This is a genomic window from Kribbella orskensis, from assembly GCF_004342085.1.
Lineage (GTDB): Bacteria > Actinomycetota > Actinomycetes > Propionibacteriales > Kribbellaceae > Kribbella > Kribbella orskensis.
Genome location: NZ_SLWM01000007.1, coordinates 128,448 through 148,243, shown reverse-complemented (window position 1 = coordinate 148,243; position 19,796 = coordinate 128,448). Strand labels below are relative to the sequence as shown.

General features: G+C 67.9%; 20 protein-coding genes. 13 read left to right on the top strand and 7 right to left on the bottom strand.

Going from position 1 to position 19,796, the window contains the following annotated elements; all coding sequences use genetic code 11:
- Positions 1 to 47 precede the first annotated feature (47 nt).
- Complete coding sequence (locus EV644_RS20925; RefSeq protein WP_132190363.1) at positions 48 to 839, top strand: Fic family protein; 792 nt, start codon at positions 48 to 50, stop codon at positions 837 to 839.
- Positions 840 to 1,166: 327 nt separating this feature from the next.
- Here EV644_RS20925 and EV644_RS20920 read toward each other — a convergent pair whose 3' ends face one another.
- Entirely contained in the window at positions 1,167 to 1,997 is an 831-nt protein-coding gene (locus tag EV644_RS20920; RefSeq protein WP_132190362.1) for an HAD family hydrolase, read from the bottom strand.
- A gap of 487 nt (positions 1,998 to 2,484) precedes the next feature.
- Between EV644_RS20920 and EV644_RS20915 the strand changes: the two genes are divergently transcribed.
- Positions 2,485 to 4,203 (top strand): chitinase, encoded by a 1,719-nt coding sequence (locus EV644_RS20915; RefSeq protein ID WP_132190361.1) that lies wholly within the window; start codon positions 2,485 to 2,487, stop codon positions 4,201 to 4,203.
- A gap of 14 nt (positions 4,204 to 4,217) precedes the next feature.
- Positions 4,218 to 5,144: a helix-turn-helix domain-containing protein gene (locus EV644_RS20910; RefSeq protein ID WP_132190360.1), complete on the top strand. Its 927-nt coding sequence runs from the start codon at positions 4,218 to 4,220 to the stop codon at positions 5,142 to 5,144.
- A gap of 6 nt (positions 5,145 to 5,150) precedes the next feature.
- On the opposite strand, the gene EV644_RS20905 is transcribed toward EV644_RS20910, so the two are convergent.
- Together EV644_RS20905 and EV644_RS20900 are read right to left on the bottom strand one after the other, a co-directional pair.
- A complete protein-coding gene (locus tag EV644_RS20905) occupies positions 5,151 to 5,600 on the bottom strand; it encodes an aminoacyl-tRNA deacylase (RefSeq protein ID WP_132190359.1) in 450 nt (149 codons plus the stop codon).
- Positions 5,597 to 7,060 (bottom strand): MFS transporter, encoded by a 1,464-nt coding sequence (locus EV644_RS20900; RefSeq protein ID WP_255511339.1) that lies wholly within the window; start codon positions 7,058 to 7,060, stop codon positions 5,597 to 5,599. Before EV644_RS20900 ends, EV644_RS20905 begins: the two co-directional genes overlap by 4 nt.
- Here EV644_RS20900 and EV644_RS20895 point away from each other — a divergent pair.
- A complete protein-coding gene (locus EV644_RS20895) occupies positions 6,955 to 7,833 on the top strand; it encodes a LysR family transcriptional regulator (RefSeq protein ID WP_132190357.1) in 879 nt (292 codons plus the stop codon). The genes EV644_RS20900 and EV644_RS20895 overlap by 106 nt on opposite strands.
- Before the next feature lie 108 nt (positions 7,834 to 7,941).
- Here EV644_RS20895 and EV644_RS20890 read toward each other — a convergent pair whose 3' ends face one another.
- Together EV644_RS20890 and EV644_RS20885 are read right to left on the bottom strand one after the other, a co-directional pair.
- Positions 7,942 to 9,492, bottom strand: a complete 1,551-nt coding sequence (locus EV644_RS20890) for a glycoside hydrolase family 18 protein (protein WP_132190356.1) — start codon at positions 9,490 to 9,492, stop codon at positions 7,942 to 7,944.
- 28 nt (positions 9,493 to 9,520) lie between these two features.
- Positions 9,521 to 11,239 (bottom strand): glycosyl hydrolase family 18 protein, encoded by a 1,719-nt coding sequence (locus tag EV644_RS20885; RefSeq protein ID WP_241998549.1) that lies wholly within the window; start codon positions 11,237 to 11,239, stop codon positions 9,521 to 9,523.
- 318 nt (positions 11,240 to 11,557) lie between these two features.
- Here EV644_RS20885 and ssd point away from each other — a divergent pair, with 318 nt between their 5' ends.
- From ssd to EV644_RS20860, 5 genes are all read left to right on the top strand, one after another.
- Positions 11,558 to 12,643: a septum site-determining protein Ssd gene (ssd, locus tag EV644_RS20880; protein WP_241998547.1), complete on the top strand. Its 1,086-nt coding sequence runs from the start codon at positions 11,558 to 11,560 to the stop codon at positions 12,641 to 12,643.
- Positions 12,640 to 13,803 carry a TadA family conjugal transfer-associated ATPase gene (locus EV644_RS20875; protein WP_132190354.1) on the top strand — a complete coding sequence of 388 codons (1,164 nt, stop codon included), beginning with the start codon at positions 12,640 to 12,642 and terminating at the stop codon, positions 13,801 to 13,803. The genes ssd and EV644_RS20875 overlap by 4 nt, the downstream gene beginning before the upstream one ends.
- Positions 13,803 to 14,657: a type II secretion system F family protein gene (locus tag EV644_RS20870; RefSeq protein ID WP_132190353.1), complete on the top strand. Its 855-nt coding sequence runs from the start codon at positions 13,803 to 13,805 to the stop codon at positions 14,655 to 14,657. The genes EV644_RS20875 and EV644_RS20870 overlap by 1 nt, the downstream gene beginning before the upstream one ends.
- A 140-nt stretch (positions 14,658 to 14,797) precedes the next feature.
- Positions 14,798 to 15,565 carry a type II secretion system F family protein gene (locus EV644_RS46460; RefSeq protein ID WP_241998545.1) on the top strand — a complete coding sequence of 256 codons (768 nt, stop codon included), beginning with the start codon at positions 14,798 to 14,800 and terminating at the stop codon, positions 15,563 to 15,565.
- A gap of 84 nt (positions 15,566 to 15,649) precedes the next feature.
- The gene (locus EV644_RS20860; protein WP_132190352.1) at positions 15,650 to 16,438 is read left to right on the top strand and encodes a DinB family protein; all 789 of its coding nucleotides are present in this window, start codon (positions 15,650 to 15,652) and stop codon (positions 16,436 to 16,438) included.
- On the opposite strand, the gene EV644_RS20855 is transcribed toward EV644_RS20860, so the two are convergent.
- Positions 16,435 to 17,220 carry an ArsR/SmtB family transcription factor gene (locus tag EV644_RS20855; RefSeq protein WP_132190351.1) on the bottom strand — a complete coding sequence of 262 codons (786 nt, stop codon included), beginning with the start codon at positions 17,218 to 17,220 and terminating at the stop codon, positions 16,435 to 16,437. The genes EV644_RS20860 and EV644_RS20855 overlap by 4 nt on opposite strands.
- On the opposite strand from EV644_RS20855, the gene EV644_RS20850 reads away from it, so the two are divergent.
- The 4 genes from EV644_RS20850 (at position 17,204) to EV644_RS20835 (ending at position 19,238) form a co-directional block, all read left to right on the top strand.
- On the top strand, positions 17,204 to 17,992 hold the full coding sequence (locus EV644_RS20850; RefSeq protein WP_241998543.1) for an aldo/keto reductase: 789 nt from the start codon (positions 17,204 to 17,206) through the stop codon (positions 17,990 to 17,992). The two genes, EV644_RS20855 and EV644_RS20850, sit on opposite strands and share 17 nt — an antisense overlap.
- A 100-nt stretch (positions 17,993 to 18,092) precedes the next feature.
- Positions 18,093 to 18,302, top strand: coding sequence for a DUF4244 domain-containing protein (locus tag EV644_RS20845; RefSeq protein ID WP_132190350.1), 210 nt, complete (start codon positions 18,093 to 18,095; stop codon positions 18,300 to 18,302).
- Positions 18,303 to 18,384: 82 nt separating this feature from the next.
- Positions 18,385 to 18,855, top strand: a complete 471-nt coding sequence (locus EV644_RS20840) for a TadE family type IV pilus minor pilin (RefSeq protein ID WP_132190349.1) — start codon at positions 18,385 to 18,387, stop codon at positions 18,853 to 18,855.
- Positions 18,852 to 19,238, top strand: coding sequence for an Rv3654c family TadE-like protein (locus EV644_RS20835; RefSeq protein ID WP_132190348.1), 387 nt, complete (start codon positions 18,852 to 18,854; stop codon positions 19,236 to 19,238). The genes EV644_RS20840 and EV644_RS20835 overlap by 4 nt, the downstream gene beginning before the upstream one ends.
- Positions 19,239 to 19,312: 74 nt before the next feature.
- Here EV644_RS20835 and EV644_RS20830 read toward each other — a convergent pair whose 3' ends face one another.
- The gene (locus EV644_RS20830; protein WP_132190347.1) at positions 19,313 to 19,720 is read right to left on the bottom strand and encodes an NYN domain-containing protein; all 408 of its coding nucleotides are present in this window, start codon (positions 19,718 to 19,720) and stop codon (positions 19,313 to 19,315) included.
- Positions 19,721 to 19,796: the final 76 nt, after the last annotated feature.

The window sequence follows — 19,796 nt, the reverse complement described above, 5'->3', positions numbered from 1 at the left end:
TACTCCAGAGGCTCACTGCCTCGTCCGCAAACACTAGGCTGCCCGTCATGAGTCAAACGCCTGCCGACGTCTTCGAACCACTGGCCGGTCTCGAGGGGGTCGGATCGGCGGCCCGGGCCGCCCGGGACGCGGTCGACGTGCTGCTCCGCGACCGCGGCCTGCGCAAGGTCGGCGCCGACATGACCGCCGAGGCCCTGCTCCGCGGCGCCCACGCCTCCGCCGCCCTGGCCGGCAGCTCGGCGACGCTCGAGGAGGTACGGCGTGGCGCCTCGGACCCGCGGGCGGTCGGCGCGGTCCGGATGACGAGTGAACTGATGAGCCTGGCGCCCCAGATGGACACGGCACCAGTACAGGTCTGGACCAGACTGCACCAGTTGGCGGCGGTGGAACTCGGCACGCCGGACCAGTTGGGCCACTTGCGGACCAGTCGTGAACCGCTACCGGACGACATCCCCGGCCTACCCCCAGCGCCGCCGGCGGACGAGATGTGGGAGCGCCTGAGCGGTCTGGCCAAGGCCTTGACCCTGCCGACGAAAGCGCCGGGCATCGTGGTCGCCGCCATCGTGCACGCGGAACTCGCCGTACTGCGTCCGTTCCCGGTCGCGAACGGATTGGTCGCCCGTGCGGCCGAACGCGTTCTTCTGGTTGCCCGGGGCATCGATCCGGTCGCGGTCACGGTGCCGGAGGTGGGGCACCTCGAACTGGCCGGTAGTTATCCGCAGGGCCTGCGGGACTACGCCGGGCGCGGCCTGGTCGGCGTCCGGGACTGGCTACTGCGCAGTTGTGAAGTGGTCGCGCTGGGAGCGGAACGTTCACCGCTCAACATTTCCACCCGATGACGCAAACGACTAACGCAGCAACGGGAATCCGCTGGTAGTCCGCAACGTCCGAGCAATGCCCTGGGCACATGCGACGGCGCCCTCTGAACGAGAGCGCCGTTGCTCGCACGTCACCCGGGTTACCAGGCGTGCACCTGTCTGCCGCCTCAGGACCAGGCCTGAGGTCACGCTGCCCGTTTGGGATGGGCTGGTCGCCGCGTGGGTGCCTGGGTTCCGTGCAATCTCTACGGGACCCGAAGGTCCTTTGTGGTTCCTTTGTACTCCCCTAAGCCCTTCAGGGGAAGGGTTTGCGCGACCTTCATGAACCTGTGAAGACCGGAGGCGGCCTCAGTTTTCGTCCTGCCGCGCACGCCGGCGGGCGGCGTACAGGAGCACTCCGGCGGCGGCCAGTCCGGCCCCGAGGGCGGTCGCCGCGACGGCCGGCCGGCGGACCTCGGTGAACCGGGTGCGCTCGGCCAGCGCCACTGGTCTGGTGAAGTCGAGCACCGGCCAGTCGCGCGAGATCGCCAGCCGGCGCAGCGCGCGATCGGGGTTCACCGCGAACGGATGACCGACCGCGGCCAGCATCGGCTCGTCGGTGATCGAGTCGGAGTAGGCGTAGGAACCCTGCAGGTCATAGCCTTCCGCGGCGGCCAGCGCGGTGATCGCGGTGGCCTTGTGCGGACCGTAGGCGTACTGCTCGATCTCGCCGGTGTACTTGCCGTCGGCAACGACCATCCGGGTGGCGATCACCTTGTCGGCGCCGAGCATCTCGCCGATCGGCTCGACCACCTCGGAGCCGGACGAGGAGACGATCACCACGTCCCGGCCGGCCGCGTGGTGCTGCTCGATCAGCGTCACGGCCTCGTCGTAGATCATCGGCTCGACGATGTGGTGCAGGGTGTCGGCGACGATCGCGCGGACCGTCTGCACGTCCCAGCCTGTGCACATAGCGGACAGGTATTCCCGCATCCGCTCCATCTGATCGTGGTCCGCGCCGCCGAGCAGGTAGACGAACTGGGCGTAGGCGCTGCGCAGCACGGTCCGCCGGTTGATCAGCCCGCCGGCGTAGAACGGCCGGGAGAAGGCGAGGGTGCTGGATCGGGCGATGACGGTCTTGTCCAGGTCGAAGAAGGCGGCCGCGCGCGGCGTCCCCAGGGGCGTCATGAGGTCGAGCATAGGTCGGTCGGCGAAACGCCGAGGGCCCCGGCCTTTCGTGTGGCCTGGTCTCCCGTTAGACTGTTGAGCAGTGTGACAGCGACACTGGCCGAAAGCCCCTTCACCGGGGTCTAGGCGCATGGCCGTCAGGCACTCAGTTTGCCACTAAATTGAGATGTGTGACTTCCGGCATCGGGGGGTAGATACCTCTCGACAGTGCAGACTGTCGCCTCCTGATCGGCCCCCGGCTCCTCCCCCCGAGCCCGTGGCCGAAGACGGCCCCCGGTCACCCCCCCGCCGGGGGCCGTCGCCTTTCCTCCTCCAGGTCGCGCCTCCTCCAGGTCTTGCCCGTCTTCGGGTACGCCCGCGCTTCTGCCGCCGTTCTGCGGCTCCACCCCCTCCTCGAACGTCAGATTGCTGTGCATTTTTCACTTTCGCTGAGTGTGAGAGCGTTCCCACTTTATGTAGGGTCTTGACAATGTAGTCGCGCGGTCACACTTTGTGTCTCATGAACCCGCGAATCCACCGCCCCCACTCCGCGGTCATCCCCGTCCTGCTCGCGTTCGTCCTCGCCCTCGCGGCCGTGGTGCTGGTGCCCAGCGCCGGCTCGGCGGCGACCAACCTCGTCTCCAACGGGACCTTCGAGGCCGGCTCGCTGGTCGGCTGGTCCTGCTCGGCCGGGTCCGGAGCCGCCGTCAGTGGTTCGGCTCACACCGGGACCTACGCACTGCAGGGCAGCCCCACCTCCGGTGACAACGCCCGCTGCAGCCAGTCAGTCTCGGTCCGCCCCAGCTCGACGTACACGCTGTCGGCCTGGGTGAAGGGCTCCAACGTCTACCTCGGCGCCGACGGCGGGACGAGTACCTGGACCTCGAGCACCGGCTGGGCCCAGCTGACCACCACGTTCACCACGAGTGCCTCGGCCAGCACGGTGACGATCTACCTGCACGGCTGGTACGCGCTCCCGGCGTACCAGGCGGACGACGTAGTACTGGACGGGCCGGGCGGGACCGGGCCGCCGCCGGACACCACGGCGCCGACGACACCCGGCGGTCTCACCGTGGGTGGTGGCCCGACCTCCAGCTCGCTGCAGCTCAACTGGTCGGCCGCCTCGGACGCGAACGGCGTAACCCGGTACGACGTGATCCGCGGCTCCGACGCGCCGCAGAACGTCGGCAACGTGACCAGCTGGACCGCGACCGGCCTCAGCCCGAGTACGACGTACAGCTTCAAGGTGCGGGCCTGCGACGCGGCCGGCAACTGCTCCCCGTACGGCGCGACGGTGTCCGGCACCACCTCCAGCGGCCCGAGCACTCCGCCTCCGGGCAACCTGCCGAAGCACATCCTGACCGGCTACTGGCAGAACTTCGACAACGGTGCGACGGTCCAGCGGATCCGGGACGTGCAGGCCAGCTACGACCTGATCGCGGTCGCCTTCGCCGATGCCGACCCGAGCCGTCAGGGCGCGATCACGTTCACCCTCGACCCGACCTTGTCGAGCCGGCTGGGTGGTTACACCGCCGCCGACTTCAAGGCCGACATCGCGGCCAAGAAGGTGGCGGGCAAGAAGGTCATCCTGTCCGTCGGCGGCCAGAACGGCACGGTCAGCGTCGCCAACGCCACTGCCGCCGCCAACTTCGCGAGCAGCGCCCTCTCGGTACTGCGTGAGTACGGGTTCGACGGGATCGACATCGACCTGGAGAACGGCGTCAACGCGCAGTACATGGGTCAGGCGCTGCAGCGCCTGCGGAGCAGCTTCGGCAGCGGTCTGGTGATCGCGATGGCGCCGCAGACGATCGACATGCAGAGCCCGTCGTTCGAGTACTTCAAGCTGGCGCTGGCGATCAAGGACATCCTGACCGTGGTCAACGTGCAGTACTACAACTCCGGCTCGATGAACGGCTGCAACGGGCAGGTGTACTCCCAGGGCACGGTCGACTTCATCACCGCGCAGGCCTGCATCATGCTGCAGGGCGGGCTCCGGCCGGACCAGGTCGGCCTCGGTCTGCCGGCCTCCAGTCGTGGCGCCGGAAGCGGCTACGTGTCGCCGACGATCGTCAACAACGCGCTGGACTGCCTCACCAAGGGCACCAACTGCGGCAGCTTCAAGCCGAGCACCACTTGGCCGACGCTGCGCGGCGCGATGACCTGGTCGACCAACTGGGACGCCCTGAACGGGAACCAGTTCTCCAACCAGGTCGGCTCCCACGTGCACTCCTTGCCCTGATCGCGACTCGGGTCGTGCACAACGACCGCCCCGCTCCGGTGCTGGAAGCACTCGGTGTCTGCTCGGAGGACGAGCAGCTCTACCGCGTGCTTCTGGCCCGGCCGGAAGCCACCGCGACCGACCTGGTCGCCGACACGGGCTGGGCCACCGTACGGGTGAACCGGCATCTGAGGTCACTCCTGTCGCTGGGCCTGGCCTCCCGTACTCCGGGGCGCCCGGCGCGGTACACCCCGGCGGTCCCCGAGGCCGCGGTGGAGCTCTTGGCGCTGCGCAAGCAGGAGGCGATCGTCCAGGCCCGGCTGAACGCCGCGGTCCTCACCGAGGAGTTCCGTTCCAAGCGGGAGGCCGGGCCGTTCACGGTGATCCGTGGGCAGCAGGCGATGGCCCAGCGGTTCTACCAGGCTCAGCAGACCGCGCAGAGCGAAGTGCTGGTGCTCGACAAGCCGCCGTTCGCGGTGCTGCCGATCGAACCTCGCCAGGCGTATGGCGTGACCTATCGGACGATTTACGACATGGCTTCACTCGTAGAGCCGGCGGAGATCGCAGCAGCCCGTACTGCGGGTCCCAGCTGCCGGGTGCTCCGTGGTGTGCCGTTGATGCTGGTGGTCGCGGACCGGCGTACCGGGTTGGTGCAGACCGGGCAGGAGCTGATCGAGCTCGGGCCGTCGAGTCTGCTGGACGCACTGCTGCGGTTGTTCGAGCTGTTGTGGCAGCAGGCGACCTCGCTGTCGCCTTCGTCGTCCGAGGGCCCGTTGAGCTTCGAGGACCAGCAGTTGCTGGCACTGGCGGCCGCAGGCCTGACCGACCAGGCGATCGCCCGCCGGCTCGGGGTAGCGCAGCGGACGGTCGAGCGACGAATTCAACGAATCCTGAAGGCCCTCGATGCCACCACCCGCTTCCAGGCCGGCCTGCGGGCAGGACAGCGAGGGCTGCTTGTTTGAGTGCGGCTATTCGGTGACGTCCGCGACCGTGGCGTTGAGGGCCTTGGTCAGGGACTGGGCGTCCACGGTCATGCCGACGCCGTGGTCGCCGCCGCCGATCGAGATGGTGCCGGTGATGCGCTCGTCGGCGATGACCGGCCAGGCATTGGTGCTGCCGAGCGGGGTGATCGTGCCGCGGACGTAGCCGGTCACGTGGAGGGCGGTGTTGGCGTCGGGCATCGAGATGCGGTTGACGCCGAGCAGTGCGCGGAGCTTCGGCCAGGCGATCTCGCGGTCGCCGGGGACGAGGATGAACCGGTAGTCGTCGTCGGCCAGCCGCACGACGATGGTCTTGATCAGCTTGGCCGGTTCGATCCCGCGGGCGGCCGCCGCCTCCTCGAGCGAGTTCACCCGGCCGTGCTTGGTGACCTCGTAGGCCAGGCCCAGTGCGTCCGCTGCTTCGGTTGCTTTCGTCACCCGGCCAGTTTCGCACCCGGTTGGGAAGGCGCACCTCGCTGGGAAGGTGCACCCGGCTGGGAGGCGCTGTCGGCCGCGCGGCTGGGAACCCGGCGCAGCAGGAGAGCCAGGACCAGAGTGAGGAGGAGAAGAGCACCCGCCTCTGCGGCGACTCCCGGCCAGGCGGCGTGCGTCCACGCAGTACCGGCGAGGCCGCCGAAGACCGAGGAGCCGAGGTAGTACGCGAACAAGTAGAGGCTCGCGGCTTGGCCGGTACCCCCGCCACCCGCGTGGGCGCGGACCGCAACCCAGCCACTCGCTACGCCGTGGACCGCGAAGAAGCCCGCCGTCATCACCGCCAGGCCGAGGATCACGATGGGCAACGGCTCGGCGAGAGTGATCGCGACGCCTGTCAGCGTCACCAGGCATCCGATGGGCACGACCGCGCGGCGGCCGAAGCTGTCGGCCAACCGACCTGCCGTCGCCGAGGACGCCGACCCCACCAGATAGACAGCGAAGACGAGCCCGGCCAACCCGGGCCCCAGCCCGTACGGCGCTCCCGCCAGCCGGAAGCCGGTCGCGTTGTAGATAGCGACGAACGCTCCCATGGCTGTGGCGGCTATACCGTAGAGGGCGAGCAGCGCGGGGTCTTTGAGAACCCTGATGGTCTGCCGGTTCGGTGTTGCCCGAGTGAAGTTCCGGGAGTCCGGCAGAAGAACAAGCACGAGTACTGCGCAGATCACGCCGAGCAGGGCGATACCGCCGAGCGCGGCGCGCCAGCCGCCGAGGTCCGCGAGGCCGCCGGCCACCAGGCGACCGGTCATACCTCCCACTGCGGTTCCGGCGATGTAGAGGCCGCTTGCTCGGGCGTGGCTGTCGGCGTGAACCTCTTCCCGCAGATAGGCCATGGCTACAGCCGGGAGTCCGGCCAGTGCGATCCCTTGAACACCCCGCAGAGCCAAGAGGGTCGTCCAGTTGGGAGCGAGGGTGCAGAGCACAGCGATGGCTGCTGCTACTGCCACGGACCAGCGCATCAGCTTGGTGCGGCCGAGGACCTCTGAGACTGGGCCGGCGACGAGCAATGCCAGTCCCAGGCCGAGTGTGGCCAAGGAGACACTGAAAGCGCTCTGGCTGGGGGAGACCTGGAAGACGCGGGCCAGCTCGGGCAGGAGTGGCTGGGTGCTGTAGAGCATGGCGAAGGTGGCCAGGCCTGCGGCGAACAGGGCCACCGAGAGCCTCCGGTAACCGGCCTCACCCGGGCGGTAGCCGGTCTGCGCGACTGTCGCCTCCGGCATTGTCTGCATGCGTCCGACGGTGCCAGATGTCCTGGCATACGTAAAATGTCGGGATCGGCAGTGATCGATACGATTCCCGTATGCATGTCGAAGACCTGCGGTGGTTTGTGGTGCTTGCGGAGACCGAGCACCTGACGGATGCGGCTGCCACGCTCGGGACCAGCCAGCCGACGTTGTCGCGGGCACTCCGCCGGGTCGAGGACACCTTCGGAGCCCGGTTGTTCGAGCGCGAGCACCGAGGGCTGCGGCTCAATCCCTATGGCCGGGTCGTACTCGAGGCGGCTCGGGCGAGCACAGCCGCGGTCGACACCGCCCGTCAGAGGATCGACGCTCTGCTCGATCCTGACGCCGGGACGGTGCGGCTCGCCTTCCTGCACTCCGTTGCCACGGGGGTCGTGCCGGATCTGTTGAAGGCGTTCCGCTCGACCGCGCCCCGAGTTCGCTTCGCGTTGCGGGAGGAGCCGTCTCACGACATCGTTCGCGACCTGGAATCAGGGGAGGCCGAGCTGGCCATCACCGGGCCGAGGCCGCCGCAGGACACGTTCGGCTGGCGTCTGCTCGAGCGCCAGCGGCTGTGTCTCTACGTGCCGGCTGGGCATCCGTTGGCGGGGACGGAACGCGTCAGCCTGTCGGCGGCGGCCGGCGAACCGTTCGTGGCTGTCCGCTCGGACTTCGGGTTTCGCCGCATCACGGACGATCTGTGCCGGGCTGCCGGCTTCACGCCGCACGTCGCCTTCGAGTCGACCGACCTGACGACGATCGACCGCTTGGTCGGGGCCGGTCTCGGGGTCGCCATCCTTCCGGCTGGTGCGGTCCGGAATCCCGACAGCGGCGCGACTCCCGTCAACCTGGAGGGCGTCGACGCACGCCGCGACATCGGCCTCAGTTGGCGGTTGCGAGGGGAGCTCTCACCGGCAGCCGAACGCTTCCGCTCCTTCGTGCAGGCTTTGCCGGGCTGACCACGTCCGGCAGGGCGCGCATCGCAGTACTGCAGGTTCGCAATGGATGGGGCCTGGAGTGGAAGGCGACGGCGGGCGGGGACTCGGGGTCCCCGCCCGCCGTGCCGGTCAGAAGCCGGCAGTGATGCGGGTGAACTCCCAGTCGGGCTGGGCGATACCGCTGCAGTTGGAGACCACGCCGCCACCGGCGCAGCCGCGGTCACGGTTCACGGACCAGAACGCCAGCCGGCCGAGTCCGTTGCTCTTGGCCCAGTTGGTGATGTTCTGCCAGGTGGCCGTGGTGGTCAGCTCCTGCTGGTCGGACAGGCCGTTCATGCCGGAGATGCCCTGGTGGGCGTAGGCCTGCGCGGTGGTCCAGCCGAAGACGGCCTTCAGCTTGTTGTTCAGGCCCTGGGACGCGCCGACCGTGTCGTTGTAGATGTTGCCGCTGCCGAAGTCGAACGGCATCAGCGTGAAGATGTCGATGTTCGCGCCGAGTGCCGCGGACCGCTCGATCAGCCGGTTGCCGTAGTAGTTCGGGCCGGTGGTCGAGGTGCCGAACGTCAGGATCGTCTGGATGCCGGGGTTGTTCTGCTTGACGATCTTCAGCGCGTTCAGGATGCGGTCCTGGACGACCTCGTTCTCGAACTCGTCGGAGTTCTCGATGTCGACGTCGATCGCCTTCAGGTTGTAGGCGTTGATCACCTGCTGGTACGCGCCGGCCAGTGCTTCCGGCGTGCTGCACTTCGGGCCGAGCTTGTTGCCGCTCCAGCCGCCGATCGACGGCACGATGTCGCCGCCGGCCGCGCGGATCGCCCCGATCGCGTTGGCGTCGGCGCTGCCCTGCAGCGGACGTGCGCCGTCCCAGGCCGGGTTGCAGCCGCCGGACGACAGGATGAAGGCCATCGTGAACCACTTGATGCCGGTGGCGTTCATCACCGTCGACGGGTTCGGCGGATCACCCCAGCCCATGTAGAGGTACGGCGCGGCCCGGCGGGTACCGACGGGGTCGCCGCCGCCGGTCTTGGTCGTGACGGAGATGGAGCCGCTCTTGGCGCCTTCACCCGCACTGTTGGAGCCGCTGACCTGGTAGCTGTACGCCGTGTTCGCGGTCAGCCCGGAGTCCGTGTACGACGTACCGGTCGGGGAGCCCACCTTCGTACCGTTGCGGTAGACGTTGTAGCTGGTGGCTCCACTTGCTGCCGACCAGGAGAGGCTCACGGACGAGGCGGTCGAAGTACCGGTGAGTCCGCTAGGCGCACCGGGCACTGTGCCGCCTCCACCGCCACTGCAGGAGCCGCCGTTCAAGCGGCAGGCGGCGATGCCCGGGAAGTTGCCCGGGTTGCCGATGAAGCCGAAGGTGACGCTGGCGCCGGGTGGGAGCGGTCCGGCCCAGCTGGGCGGAGTGAAGGTGTGGGTGAGGCCGCTGCTGGTCCGCTGGGCGTCCCAGGAACTGCTGATCGAGTAGCCGGACGGGAAGTCCAGTGCGATCGACCAGGTGCTGAGCGGGCTGGTGGTGCCGTTGGTGACGGTCACCTTGCCCTCGAAGCCGCTACCCCAGTCGGACACCTTGGTGAAGGCCGCGCTCACCGGGGCGGCCTGGGCCGCGGGTGCGATGAGCACGGATGCCACTACTGCTGCGATCGCGGCCAGCGCGACCGTCATGTGCTTGCGTTTCATGTTGCTCCGATCAGTGGGCGGTACGTGATCAGACCCGTCCCCAGAGCGCGGGGACGTTCGGCGGTTCCCAGCCGGTTAGCGAGGTGTGGCCCTGGATGCACCGGTAGGTGACGCCGTCGTAGGACACCAGCGAGCCGGTCGCGTACGCCGTGTTGGGCGCCCACGGGGTCGCGGTGGGCGGCGTGGTCGGGGGTGTCGTGGGTGGAGTTGTGGGCGGGGTGGTCGGCGGCGTCGTGGGAGGCGTCGTCGGCGGTGTGGTGGGTGGGGTGGTCGGGGGAGGGCCGCTGCAGCCGGGGGTCTCCGCGTTGACCGAGTTGACGACCGCGTTGAACAGGGTCGCGTTCGAGTCCAGCGCCTCGAGGGAGTACATCATCGCGCCGGCCAGGCCGTTGCAGTGCTGGTAGTCGGCCTTCTCCTTGATCGAGCGGGCGTTGTCCCCGGTCCAGAAGGTGTCGCCGCTGTAGAACCAGGACGACTTGGTGGCGTCGTCGAAAAACGTCGAGGACGGGTTGTCGACGAAGCCGGTGAGCTCCTTGTAGAAGGAGACTCCCGGCACGTTGCCGCTCAGTGCGTGGCCGTCCGCCGGCCCGGTGGCCGTCTGGTACTTGCCGTTGGCCGTGGCCGGAACGCCCTTCCATCCCCTGTAGTAGAAGGGATACCCGATGGTCATCTTGTTCGCCGGGAAGCCGCCGGGGATGCCGTACGCCGGATCGCCGGTGGTCCAGGCCTTCACCGCGCCGTCGACGGAGTACTTCGCAGTACCGGGCGGGATCGGCGTGCTCGGGTCGTTCGGCGCCTGGTAGAGCGGGTCCTGGAAGTTCGTCGGCCCGGTGGCGTCCCAGCCGCCGTGCATGTCGTACGTCATCACGTTGTTGTAGTCGAGGTACTGGCCGATCTTGTTCGTCTCGATCGTGGCGATCTTGTCCTGCCCGGCCGGAGTGGCCGCGGTCAGCCACATCCGCCGGCCAACGCTGTTGCCGTAGGCATCGAGCTGGGCGCGGAGCTCGGCCAGCAGCAGGGTGAAGTTCTGCTTGTCCGCGGGGCCGTAGTGGTTGCCCACGTGGCCGTTCGGCGAGCCCGGGTACTCCCAGTCGATGTCGATGCCGTCGAAGATGCCGGCCGCGCTGCCGGGACCGCCGAAGCCGTCGACCATCGGCAGGTCGCCCTTGAGGAACATGTTCACGCAGGAGCTGACGAAGGCCTTGCGCTTGGCATCGGTCGAGGCCGCGTCGGAGAAGTACTTCGAGTAGGTCCAGCCGCCGATCGAGATCAGGATCTTGAGGTTCGGGTTCCTCGCCTTCAGCTTCTTCAGCTGGTTGAAGTTGCCCTGGATCGGCTGGTTCCAGACGTCTCCGACACCGTCGACGCTGATGTCCGCGCCGTACGACTTGCCGTAGTCCGCGAACGCGTCGCCCGCGCCGTCACCGGCGTTCGGGTTGTTCTCATCCTGCGAGGCGGCCTTGTTCGCCATGAAGCAGGTGTGGCTGGTCGGGTGGATGTTCGCGAACGCGTAGTTCAGGAAGTCGAGCCTGCTCGCCATCCCGGTGGTGATCATGTTCTTCGGGTAGAAGCCGTTCGCGTAGATGCCCCACTGGGTGAAGTAGGCCGTCTTCACGCCACCACTGGTCGCTGCGGGCGCGGCTTGGACTCTGTCTGGTGGGCCGGCGGCGACGGAGATGCCGGCGACGGCGATCAGGGCGGTGGCGGCGACTCCGGCCGCTGCGGCGACGGTGCGCATTCGACTCATTGGGCGGTCCTCCAGTAGGAGCTGAGCAGTGCACGGTTGTCCAGTTGGTGTCCACGAGTGGACGAGTTCGGAAGCGTTCCGGAAGAAACTTAGTTAAGGACGCTTCGAAACGAACCGTAGCCCTTCACCGCGCTGAGGTCGCCGGGTCGCGATGGCGGATTGCCGCTCCTGACGGATATCCGACAGTTCTCCACAGGTCTTGGGCTCGTCGCCGCCGGCGCCCAAAACAACGGCACTTTCTTCGGCATGGACAACATTTCCTCTTCGCCTTCGCCGCCTTCCTCTCCGGCGTCCTCCTTGCCCTCCTGGTCGCCGTCTGTGTCGTCGGCTGCGGCGGCGCCGGGCTCTGCCGTGCTGCTGGCCACCTCCGACGAGCTGTTGCTCGACGACCTCCTACGGCTCGCCGCAGCGGCCGAAGTCGTGCCGCGGGTGGAGCGCGATCTGCTGGGCCTGCGCCGCAACTGGCAGTCCACCTCGCTCGTGGTCGTCGGCCAGGACCTGGTCGAGCCCCTAGGCCGTACCCAACCGGTACGCCGCTCGGGTGTCGTCGTGGCCGGCGTGGATCCCGACGACGGCGAGGTCTATCGGCGCGCGCTCGCGATCGGTGCCGAGGGAGTGTTCCTGTTGCCCGACACGGAGGGCGCTCTGGGCGACAAGTTCGCGGACGCTCTGGACGGTGGCGTCCGCACTGCCGTCACCCTCGCCTTCATCGGTGGGTGTGGGGGAGCAGGCGCGACGACCTTGGCATCGGCGGTCGCGGTGACCTCGAGCAGGCGTGGTCTTCGGACGATGCTGATCGATGGGGATCCACTGGGTGGCGGGATCGATCTCGTCCTGGGAAGCGAGAGCGGTCTCGGTACGCGATGGCCCGGGCTGCTCAACGCGGCGGGCCGGGTGAGCGCGGCGGCTCTCCGTTCTGCGCTTCCGCTGATCGACGGACTCGCGGTGCTGTCGTGGGATCGAGGCGAGGTCGCCGCGTTGCCGCCCGAGGCGATGCGTTCCGTGCTTGGCGCGGCCCAACGCAGCAGTGATCTGGTCGTCGTGGATCTTCCTCGCCGACCTGATCCCGCCGCTGAGGAGGCTTTCGTCCGCGCGACCGCCACGCTGGTGGTGGTGCCTCGCGACGTACGTTCCTGCGCCGCGGCGGCTCGCGTGGTCGCACCGCTGCGCGAGGTTGCCAGCGACCTGCGAGTTGTCGCGCGCGAGCCTGGACTCAACGGCCTGTCGGCGATCGATGTCGCGGATCATTTGTCGCTACCGCTGGCGGCGAAGCTGAGTGTCGAGAAAGACCTGCCGACAGTGATGGATCAGGGCCGCTTCGATCCACGGCCACGGGGACCTCTCGGTCGAGCTGCGTCGGAGCTGCTCGACCTCTTCGGCCTCTACGGATTGATGGCAGCATGAAGCGGCTCGATGGAGGGGTCAGTGTCCCCGCCGATCTCCTCGAGCGAGTCCGTGGAACCCTTGCTGCACAGGGATCCGAGCCGACGCCTGCACGGGTCGCCGCTGCCCTCCGAGTGGATGGCGCGGTCTTCGGCGACTCCACCGTGCTGGCTGTCGTAGCTGCCCTACGGCGTGAGGCTCTTGGTGCCGGTCCACTCGACGGGCTCCTCTCGGAACCAGGAGTCACCGACATCCTCGTCAACGGCCCGAACGAGGTCTACGTCGACCGCGGCTCCGGCCTCGAACGCATCGCCCTTCGTACCGGCGACGAATCGGCTATCAGGCGCTTGGCCACCCGCCTCGCGGCCGCAGCCGGCCGCCGCCTGGACGACGCAACTCCCTTCGTGGACGTCCGCCTGGCCGACGGGACTCGCTTCCACGCTGTCCTCTCACCGGTAGCAGCGCCAGGGACCTGCCTGTCTCTGCGGGTCCCTTCGCGCAAGGTCTTCGGCCTGGAGGACCTGGTCGCCTGCGGGTCGCTTCCTCCTGCTGGCGTTGGTGTGCTGCGGGATTTGTTGGATGCCCGACTCGCCTTCCTGATCAGCGGAGGCACCGGCACAGGCAAGACGACCTTGTTGAACTCCCTGCTTTCCTTGGTGAACACCTCCGAACGGCTGGTCCTGGTGGAGGACGCGAGCGAGCTCCGGCCCGAACACCCGCACGTGGTCCGCCTGGAAGCCCGTCCGCCGAATGTCGAAGGCACTGGCGAGATCACGTTGCGAGACCTGGTCCGCCAGGCCCTACGAATGCGCCCTGACCGTTTGGTGGTCGGCGAGGTCCGAGGCGCCGAGGTGGTCGACCTCCTCAGCGCCTTGAACACCGGCCATGAAGGTGGCTGCGGCACAGTCCACGCGAACTCGGCATCCGACGTACCAGCCCGCCTGGAAGCTCTGGGCGCTCTGGCCGGCCTGACCCGCGACGCTCTCCACAGCCAGATCTCCTCTGCCTTGCAAGCAGTCATCCACCTGATCCGCACCCCCAGCGGCCAACGCCGAGTCGCCGAGATCCGAACCATCACCCGCCTCCCCAACGGCCAAGCCACCACCGTCCCCGCCGTCGAATTCCTCCCCGACAACACCCTGAAACTCCACAACCCCAACCTCCTCGCCGGAGCAGCCTGATGCCAGCGATGGCCAGTCTGCTGGCCTTCCTAGCCGCCGTGGCCACCTTCTCCAACCCCACCCGAGGAATCCACCGCCTGACTGCCACTCCCAAACCCAACACCCTCGGCGACAGCGTGATCGAACGCCGCAAGGCGCTCTCGGTCGGCGCCCCCGACCTCGCCCGCACCGCCGGTCGCCGCCTGACCGCCATCGCAACATTAGTTGCCATTGGCATCTTCTTGGTCGCGTCGGCGGGACCATCGATCGTCATCTCGACGGTCGCCATCGCAGCAGTCGCAGCCCTGATCCTGGCCCAACGCGCACGTCAAGCCCGCCAACGAGCCGCCACGAGTAGACGGGCAGCAGTCGTCGAAGCGTGCGACATCCTCTCCGCAGACCTGATTGCGGGCCGCCCACCCGCCGACGCCCTGGAAGCCGCCGCCACCATCTGTCCCGATCTACAAGTCGCATCAGCTGCCGCCAAACTGGGCGGCGACGTACCTGCCGCCCTGGAGCTGGCCGCCGAATCCCCAGGAGCAGAAGGCCTAAAGGCCCTCTCCGCCGCCTGGCGAGTAGCCGAAGAATCCGGCGCCGCCTTCGCTCTGATCACCGAACGCCTAGCCGACTCGCTCCGAGCCGACGAAGCAATCCGCCGCCAAATCACCGCCAACCTGGCAGGCACCCGAGCAACCGCCCGCCTCTTGGCCGCCCTCCCCCTCTTCGGCACAGCGCTCGGCTACGCCATCGGAGCCCATCCCCTCGCCTTCCTCCTAACCACCCCGCTCGGCTACCTCTGCCTCCTAACCGGCCTCCTCCTAACCGCCCTGGGCCTTCACTGGACCACCACCCTCACAACCAAAGCCGCCCCCTAACCACCCCGGCCCGACTCCACCCCCACCACCGGCTGCCCACCCAGCCACAACACCTCGCGGCCACCTCCGCCACTCCTGGCCCACCCGCACCAGACCACCCGGCTACCCATCCGCGTCGACTGTCCTTGGGAGTTCTGATCATGCGAGAGTCAAGCCTGCTAATGCCCGCGCTTACGGCGGCAGTTGCTGTCGCCTTCCTCCTGCCCGGCCGTCCAGGACCTCGACGGCTCGGCAGAAGGCGTACGGTCCTCTCCGACTGGCAACTGCCGGGCCTCCTCAAGGCGAAGCAGGTGCCGTCCAGCACCCGTCGGATGCATCGGGCGGCGGCAACAGCTGTGTCGGCAGGCCTGCTTCTCCTCCTCGGCATACCGTGGGGACTGCTGCTAGCGCCCGTCGCCTTCGCCGGCATCCCCATCGCCCTCAGCCGCTTGGAACCAGCCGCAGCTCGCCAGCGCACAGCTCGCATAGTCGCGGAACTGCCACTGGCAGTGGACCTCCTCGCCGCCTGCCTGCGAGCCGGTCGCCCACCACAGGCGGCGATCGGCATAGTCGGCACTGCTCTGGGCGGTCCCCTCGCCAACCTCTTCAAGGAAGTCGAGCGCCACCTCAACCTCGGCGCCGACCCGATCGACGCCTGGTCCTGCCTCCTCGCCGAGCCAGCCTGCGCCACCTTCGCCCGGACGACCCAACGGGCACTCCGTTCAGGCGCACCCCTCGCCAAGACCCTCGAACGTCAAGCCGACGACACCCGCCAAGCCCGCCGCTGGTCCGCCGAAGAACAAGCCCGAGCGGTCGAGTCCCGCTCCGTCGTACCACTGGGCCTCTGCTTCCTCCCCGCTTTCGTGGTCCTCGGCATCGTCCCCACCATCGCCAGCTCCCTCACCGGCATCCTCGATCTCTTTGCCTGAAGCGACGAATTCTCCAGCTGCAAGACCTGGCGAGGGTTGGCCGGAGTTGTTGTCGCCGGCTGACCGATCCGTGAGAATGGCGCGATGGCAGCTCAGTACGGTCCCCACCGGTGGTCGGCCGGGTATCACGCCGACGACCAGCCCGACGCGTTTCGTGGCGCGAAGTTCACCGTCACCGACCTCAGCGGCGCGAGGTTCGTCGACTGCGACCTGAGTCAGGTCAAGATCGTCGACTCCTGGCTCGTCGGCGTCGACATCTCCGGCTACATCGACAACTTCGTCATCAACGGCGTGGACGTCACCGAGTATGTCGCCACCGAGTTCGCGCGGCGGCACCCCGAGCGGGTGCAGCTGGAGCAGGTGCGCACAGCCGACGACTTCCGCGCGATGTGGGAAACCGTCGAGGGCCTCTGGACCGCCACGGTCGCCCGAGCCGAACGCCTGCCGGAGGCGGCCCGTCACGAACGGATCGACGACGAGTGGTCCTTTGTCGAGACGATGCGCCACCTTGTCTTCATCACGGACTCCTGGGCCAGCCGGACGATCCTCGACCAGGAGTTGCCGTTCCACCGACTCGCCCTCCCACAAACCGCCTACAACCCGGCGGACGCGGCCACCCTCGGTATGGAGGTCGACGCGAGCCCGTCGTACGACGAGGTGATGGATGCCCGCACCGACCGCATGTCCGTGGTTCGCGGAATCCTCACCGATCTCACCGACGCCGACCTCGGCCGCCTCTGTACCCGCACCCCAGCGCCCGGCTACCCCGAGGAGGACCGCCCCGTCTGGGAGTGCCTCGCAGTGGTGATGGATGAAGAGTGCGAGCACCACCGCTTCGCAGTACGGGATCTGGCGATCCTCGAGGCTCGCTAGCCAGACTCGGGTTGCTCGGCGGCCTCGAGCAGGGCCTCCGCCACAGAGGTTCGCGCGTAGAGCACCACTCGCCCGACGCGGTGAGAAGTGACGAGGCCGCCCGATCGGAGCGCGCCCAGGTGCTGCGACACCCCGCCTGCGGTCAGCCCCGAACGCCGGGCCAGCTCGGTAGTCGATCGAGGCGTGTCCAGCTGAGAGAGCAACTCCGCCCGAGACCGACCCAGTACTGCGCTGACGCCAGCCGAGGCGGTTCTCGCGGAGTCGTTCCACAGCGTGGCGATACCACGGGCCGGATAGGTGAGCGTGGGCTGCCACGGCGGGATTGTGCTCGAGTACACCATCGGCCAGGCGAAGGCGGACGGCGTCATCAGCAAACCCTCGCCCGAGAGGTTCCGCACTCCCTTGAACCGGCGATGCTTGATGTGCAGAGCCCCGTGACGCCATCTGACGGACTCCGCGAGATCCTCGAACAACCCTGCGGGACCTGCCTGTCCCAGCCGCCGCCCGCGGTAGAGGACATCTCCTTCGAGCAGCGCGCGGATCCGTCCCCAGTGCGGAGCCATCGCCAACTCCCAGTAGGTCTCGACCTGGTCGGCCAGCCGACTGATCCCTGCGTCCGGATCCGCGTAGAGGTCGGCAACTGCCCCGGTCGGCAGATCCTCCGCTCGCGCCGATCGGAGCTCGTGCCCGGATGGCGCTGGAGAGATGGAGCAGTTAGATGACCATTGAAGCGACACTGAAGATCGGCGAGTTGAACGTCCGCAGGTGGGGTTCGGCGCCATGCGGCTCACGGGGTACCGGCCGGAATCAAACCGCACCCAAGCGATCCAGGTGGCGCGGCGAGCCGTCGAGCTCGGCGTCACGTTCATCGACACCGCCGATGCTTACGGCATAGGTGCCAATGAGGAACTTCTCGCCGAAGCACTACATCCGTACGCCGAAGACCTGGTGATCGCGACCAAGATCGGGCACACCCGCCCTTCGCCGGGCGAGTGGAAGCCGGTAGGTCGCCCGGAGTACCTGCGGCAAGCTGCTGAGCTGTCGCCGCGACGGCTGAAAATCGAGCGGATCGACTTGTTGCAACTGCATCGCATCGATCCCGCGGTTCCTCTTGCGGATCAGCTCGGCGCCTTGGCGCAGCTTCAGCGGGAAGGCAAGGTTCGGCACCTCGGCTTGTCGGAGGTGACCGTAGAGCAGTTGGAGGAGGCGCGCCGGATGATCGACGTGGTCAGCGTGCAGAACCGGTACAACCTGACTGATCGGGAGCATGACTCCGTTCTCGACCATTGCACGCAAGAGGGAATCGCCTTTATTCCTTGGCTTCCGATCGCCAACGGTAGTCACGCGACCTCTGCGTTACTGGCTGAGGTAGCAGCCGAACCGGGCGCGACTCCGGCCCAGGTGTCGCTGGCCTGGCTGTTGCATCGCTCGCCGGTCGTGGTTCCTATCCCGGGAACGAAGTCGGAGGCACATCTGACCGAGAACGTGGCAGCCGCGCAGCTCCGGCTCTCCACGGATCGGCTCGCGAGGCTGATGTCACTTACGGGACACTAGTTGTCCCCAGGTTGAAAACTCCTTTTCTGCAAGGGCTTTGGCGACGGCACCTTTCTAGTAAGCCGTCCGGATCAGCCGGCGGCAGATCAGGAGGTTCGACATGTCCAAGGCGCTGGTAGCCGTCCGCCGCTTCCGCAACCCCGACGAGCGCGGAGCCGCCACGGCGGAGTACGCGGTGAGCATCGTGGCGGCCTGTGGTTTCAGTGGCATCCTCATCGCGCTGCTCAAGTCGAGCGCGGTGATGTCATTGCTCAAGGCAATCATCAACTACGCCCTCAAGTCCGCCGGTCTCGACGGCGTCCAGATCTGACCACCCTCCTCGCTCCGGCCGCGGCATCCCCCTCAACGCCGCGGCCGGCGCGGTGGACCGACGATCCTCGAGGAGCCACGCCATGCACGCAGCCGACCACCCGACCAACTCCCGTACGCCGGACCGAGCTGTCCGGCCTCCCCGCGTACTACGGCGCCGGGGTGACCACGGCACGGTGACTGCCGAGGTCGCGATCCTCCTGCCGGTGCTGGTGGGCGTCATGATTCTCGGACTCACGATGGTCGGCGTGGTGACGGCCAACATCCGCTGCATCGACGCCGCCCGGGACACCGCCCGCGCAACAGCCAGAGGCGAACCCCTGGCGTCAGCCGAAGACCTGGGTCAACGCGCCGCACCACCCGATTCCACCATCACGATCACCCGGCAAGACGCCGAGGTCCACGTCCTCGTCACCTCGAAACCCCACCTCAGCTTGCCTGTAGTAGGCGGTCTCCTGGAGATCCCGGTGAGAGCCGAGGCCACGGTCCAGACCGAGCCCGGCACCCAGACTGAGCCGGATGCCCAGCCCGAACAGATGACGGTCGGGCAATGAAGGCACGGCCGGATGCCTTCGGTAAGCGGAGACGGAGCAGGAACGAGCGCGGCAGCGGGACGATCCTGGCGCTCGGCATCGCGATTGTGCTGCTGGGAGCGGGAGCGGTAGGAGTTCTCTGGGCGGGGATCTCGGTGGGAATTCATCGAGCATCCTCGGCCGCGGACCTGGTTGGCCTGAGCGCTGCCCAAGCCCTGCAGTCGGGGAATGACCCTTGTGAGGCGGCACAACGGATCGCAACCAACCACCGCGTGGAGTTGAAGAGGTGCGAGGTAGAAGGCGAGACCGTCTCGGTAGTGGTCGGCGTACAACTACGACTAGGCGCGCTCGGCACACCGATCCTCACCAGACCTGCACGAGCAGGCCCGATCGGCACGCTCTGAACGCCCTATCGCCGGTCCACACGTCGGACTCGAATCGAGGCCGCCGGGGCCCAGCCCATGGAGATCCAGGCGAACTACGTCTCGATGCGGTCCCAGAGCCAGCGGGGGCCGACTGTGGTGGCGCCGTAGGCCTCGACTCGCTCGCGGAGGCCGCGGTCGGCGGTGACGACGGTGATGTGGCGGTTGGCATCCTCCTCGACAGCCGCTGCCACCACCCCGACGATCGCGTCGTCTCCGGATCCATCGGCCAACACGACTCGCACACTCTGGAGGTCAGGCTTGTCACTCTCGACCGCGGCTCGTGCCGCACCCTCGAGCACCACGGTCACCTCGATCGGTACCTCGAGCCGGAACGGAAGAACGGTCAGTTTCTGCAGTAGTCTCCGCGCGGCTCCAGCACGATCACGCCACCACCCGTCGGGCCGCGAACCCACCACGTTCGCAGCATCCACCACGACCAGCCGACCCTCGTCACCCGTCACCCCCTCAGTCTCCACCCTCGTACTTGTGGGGCTACGGGCACTACGGCCTTCCCCGGGGCACGGGATGCAGGAGCAT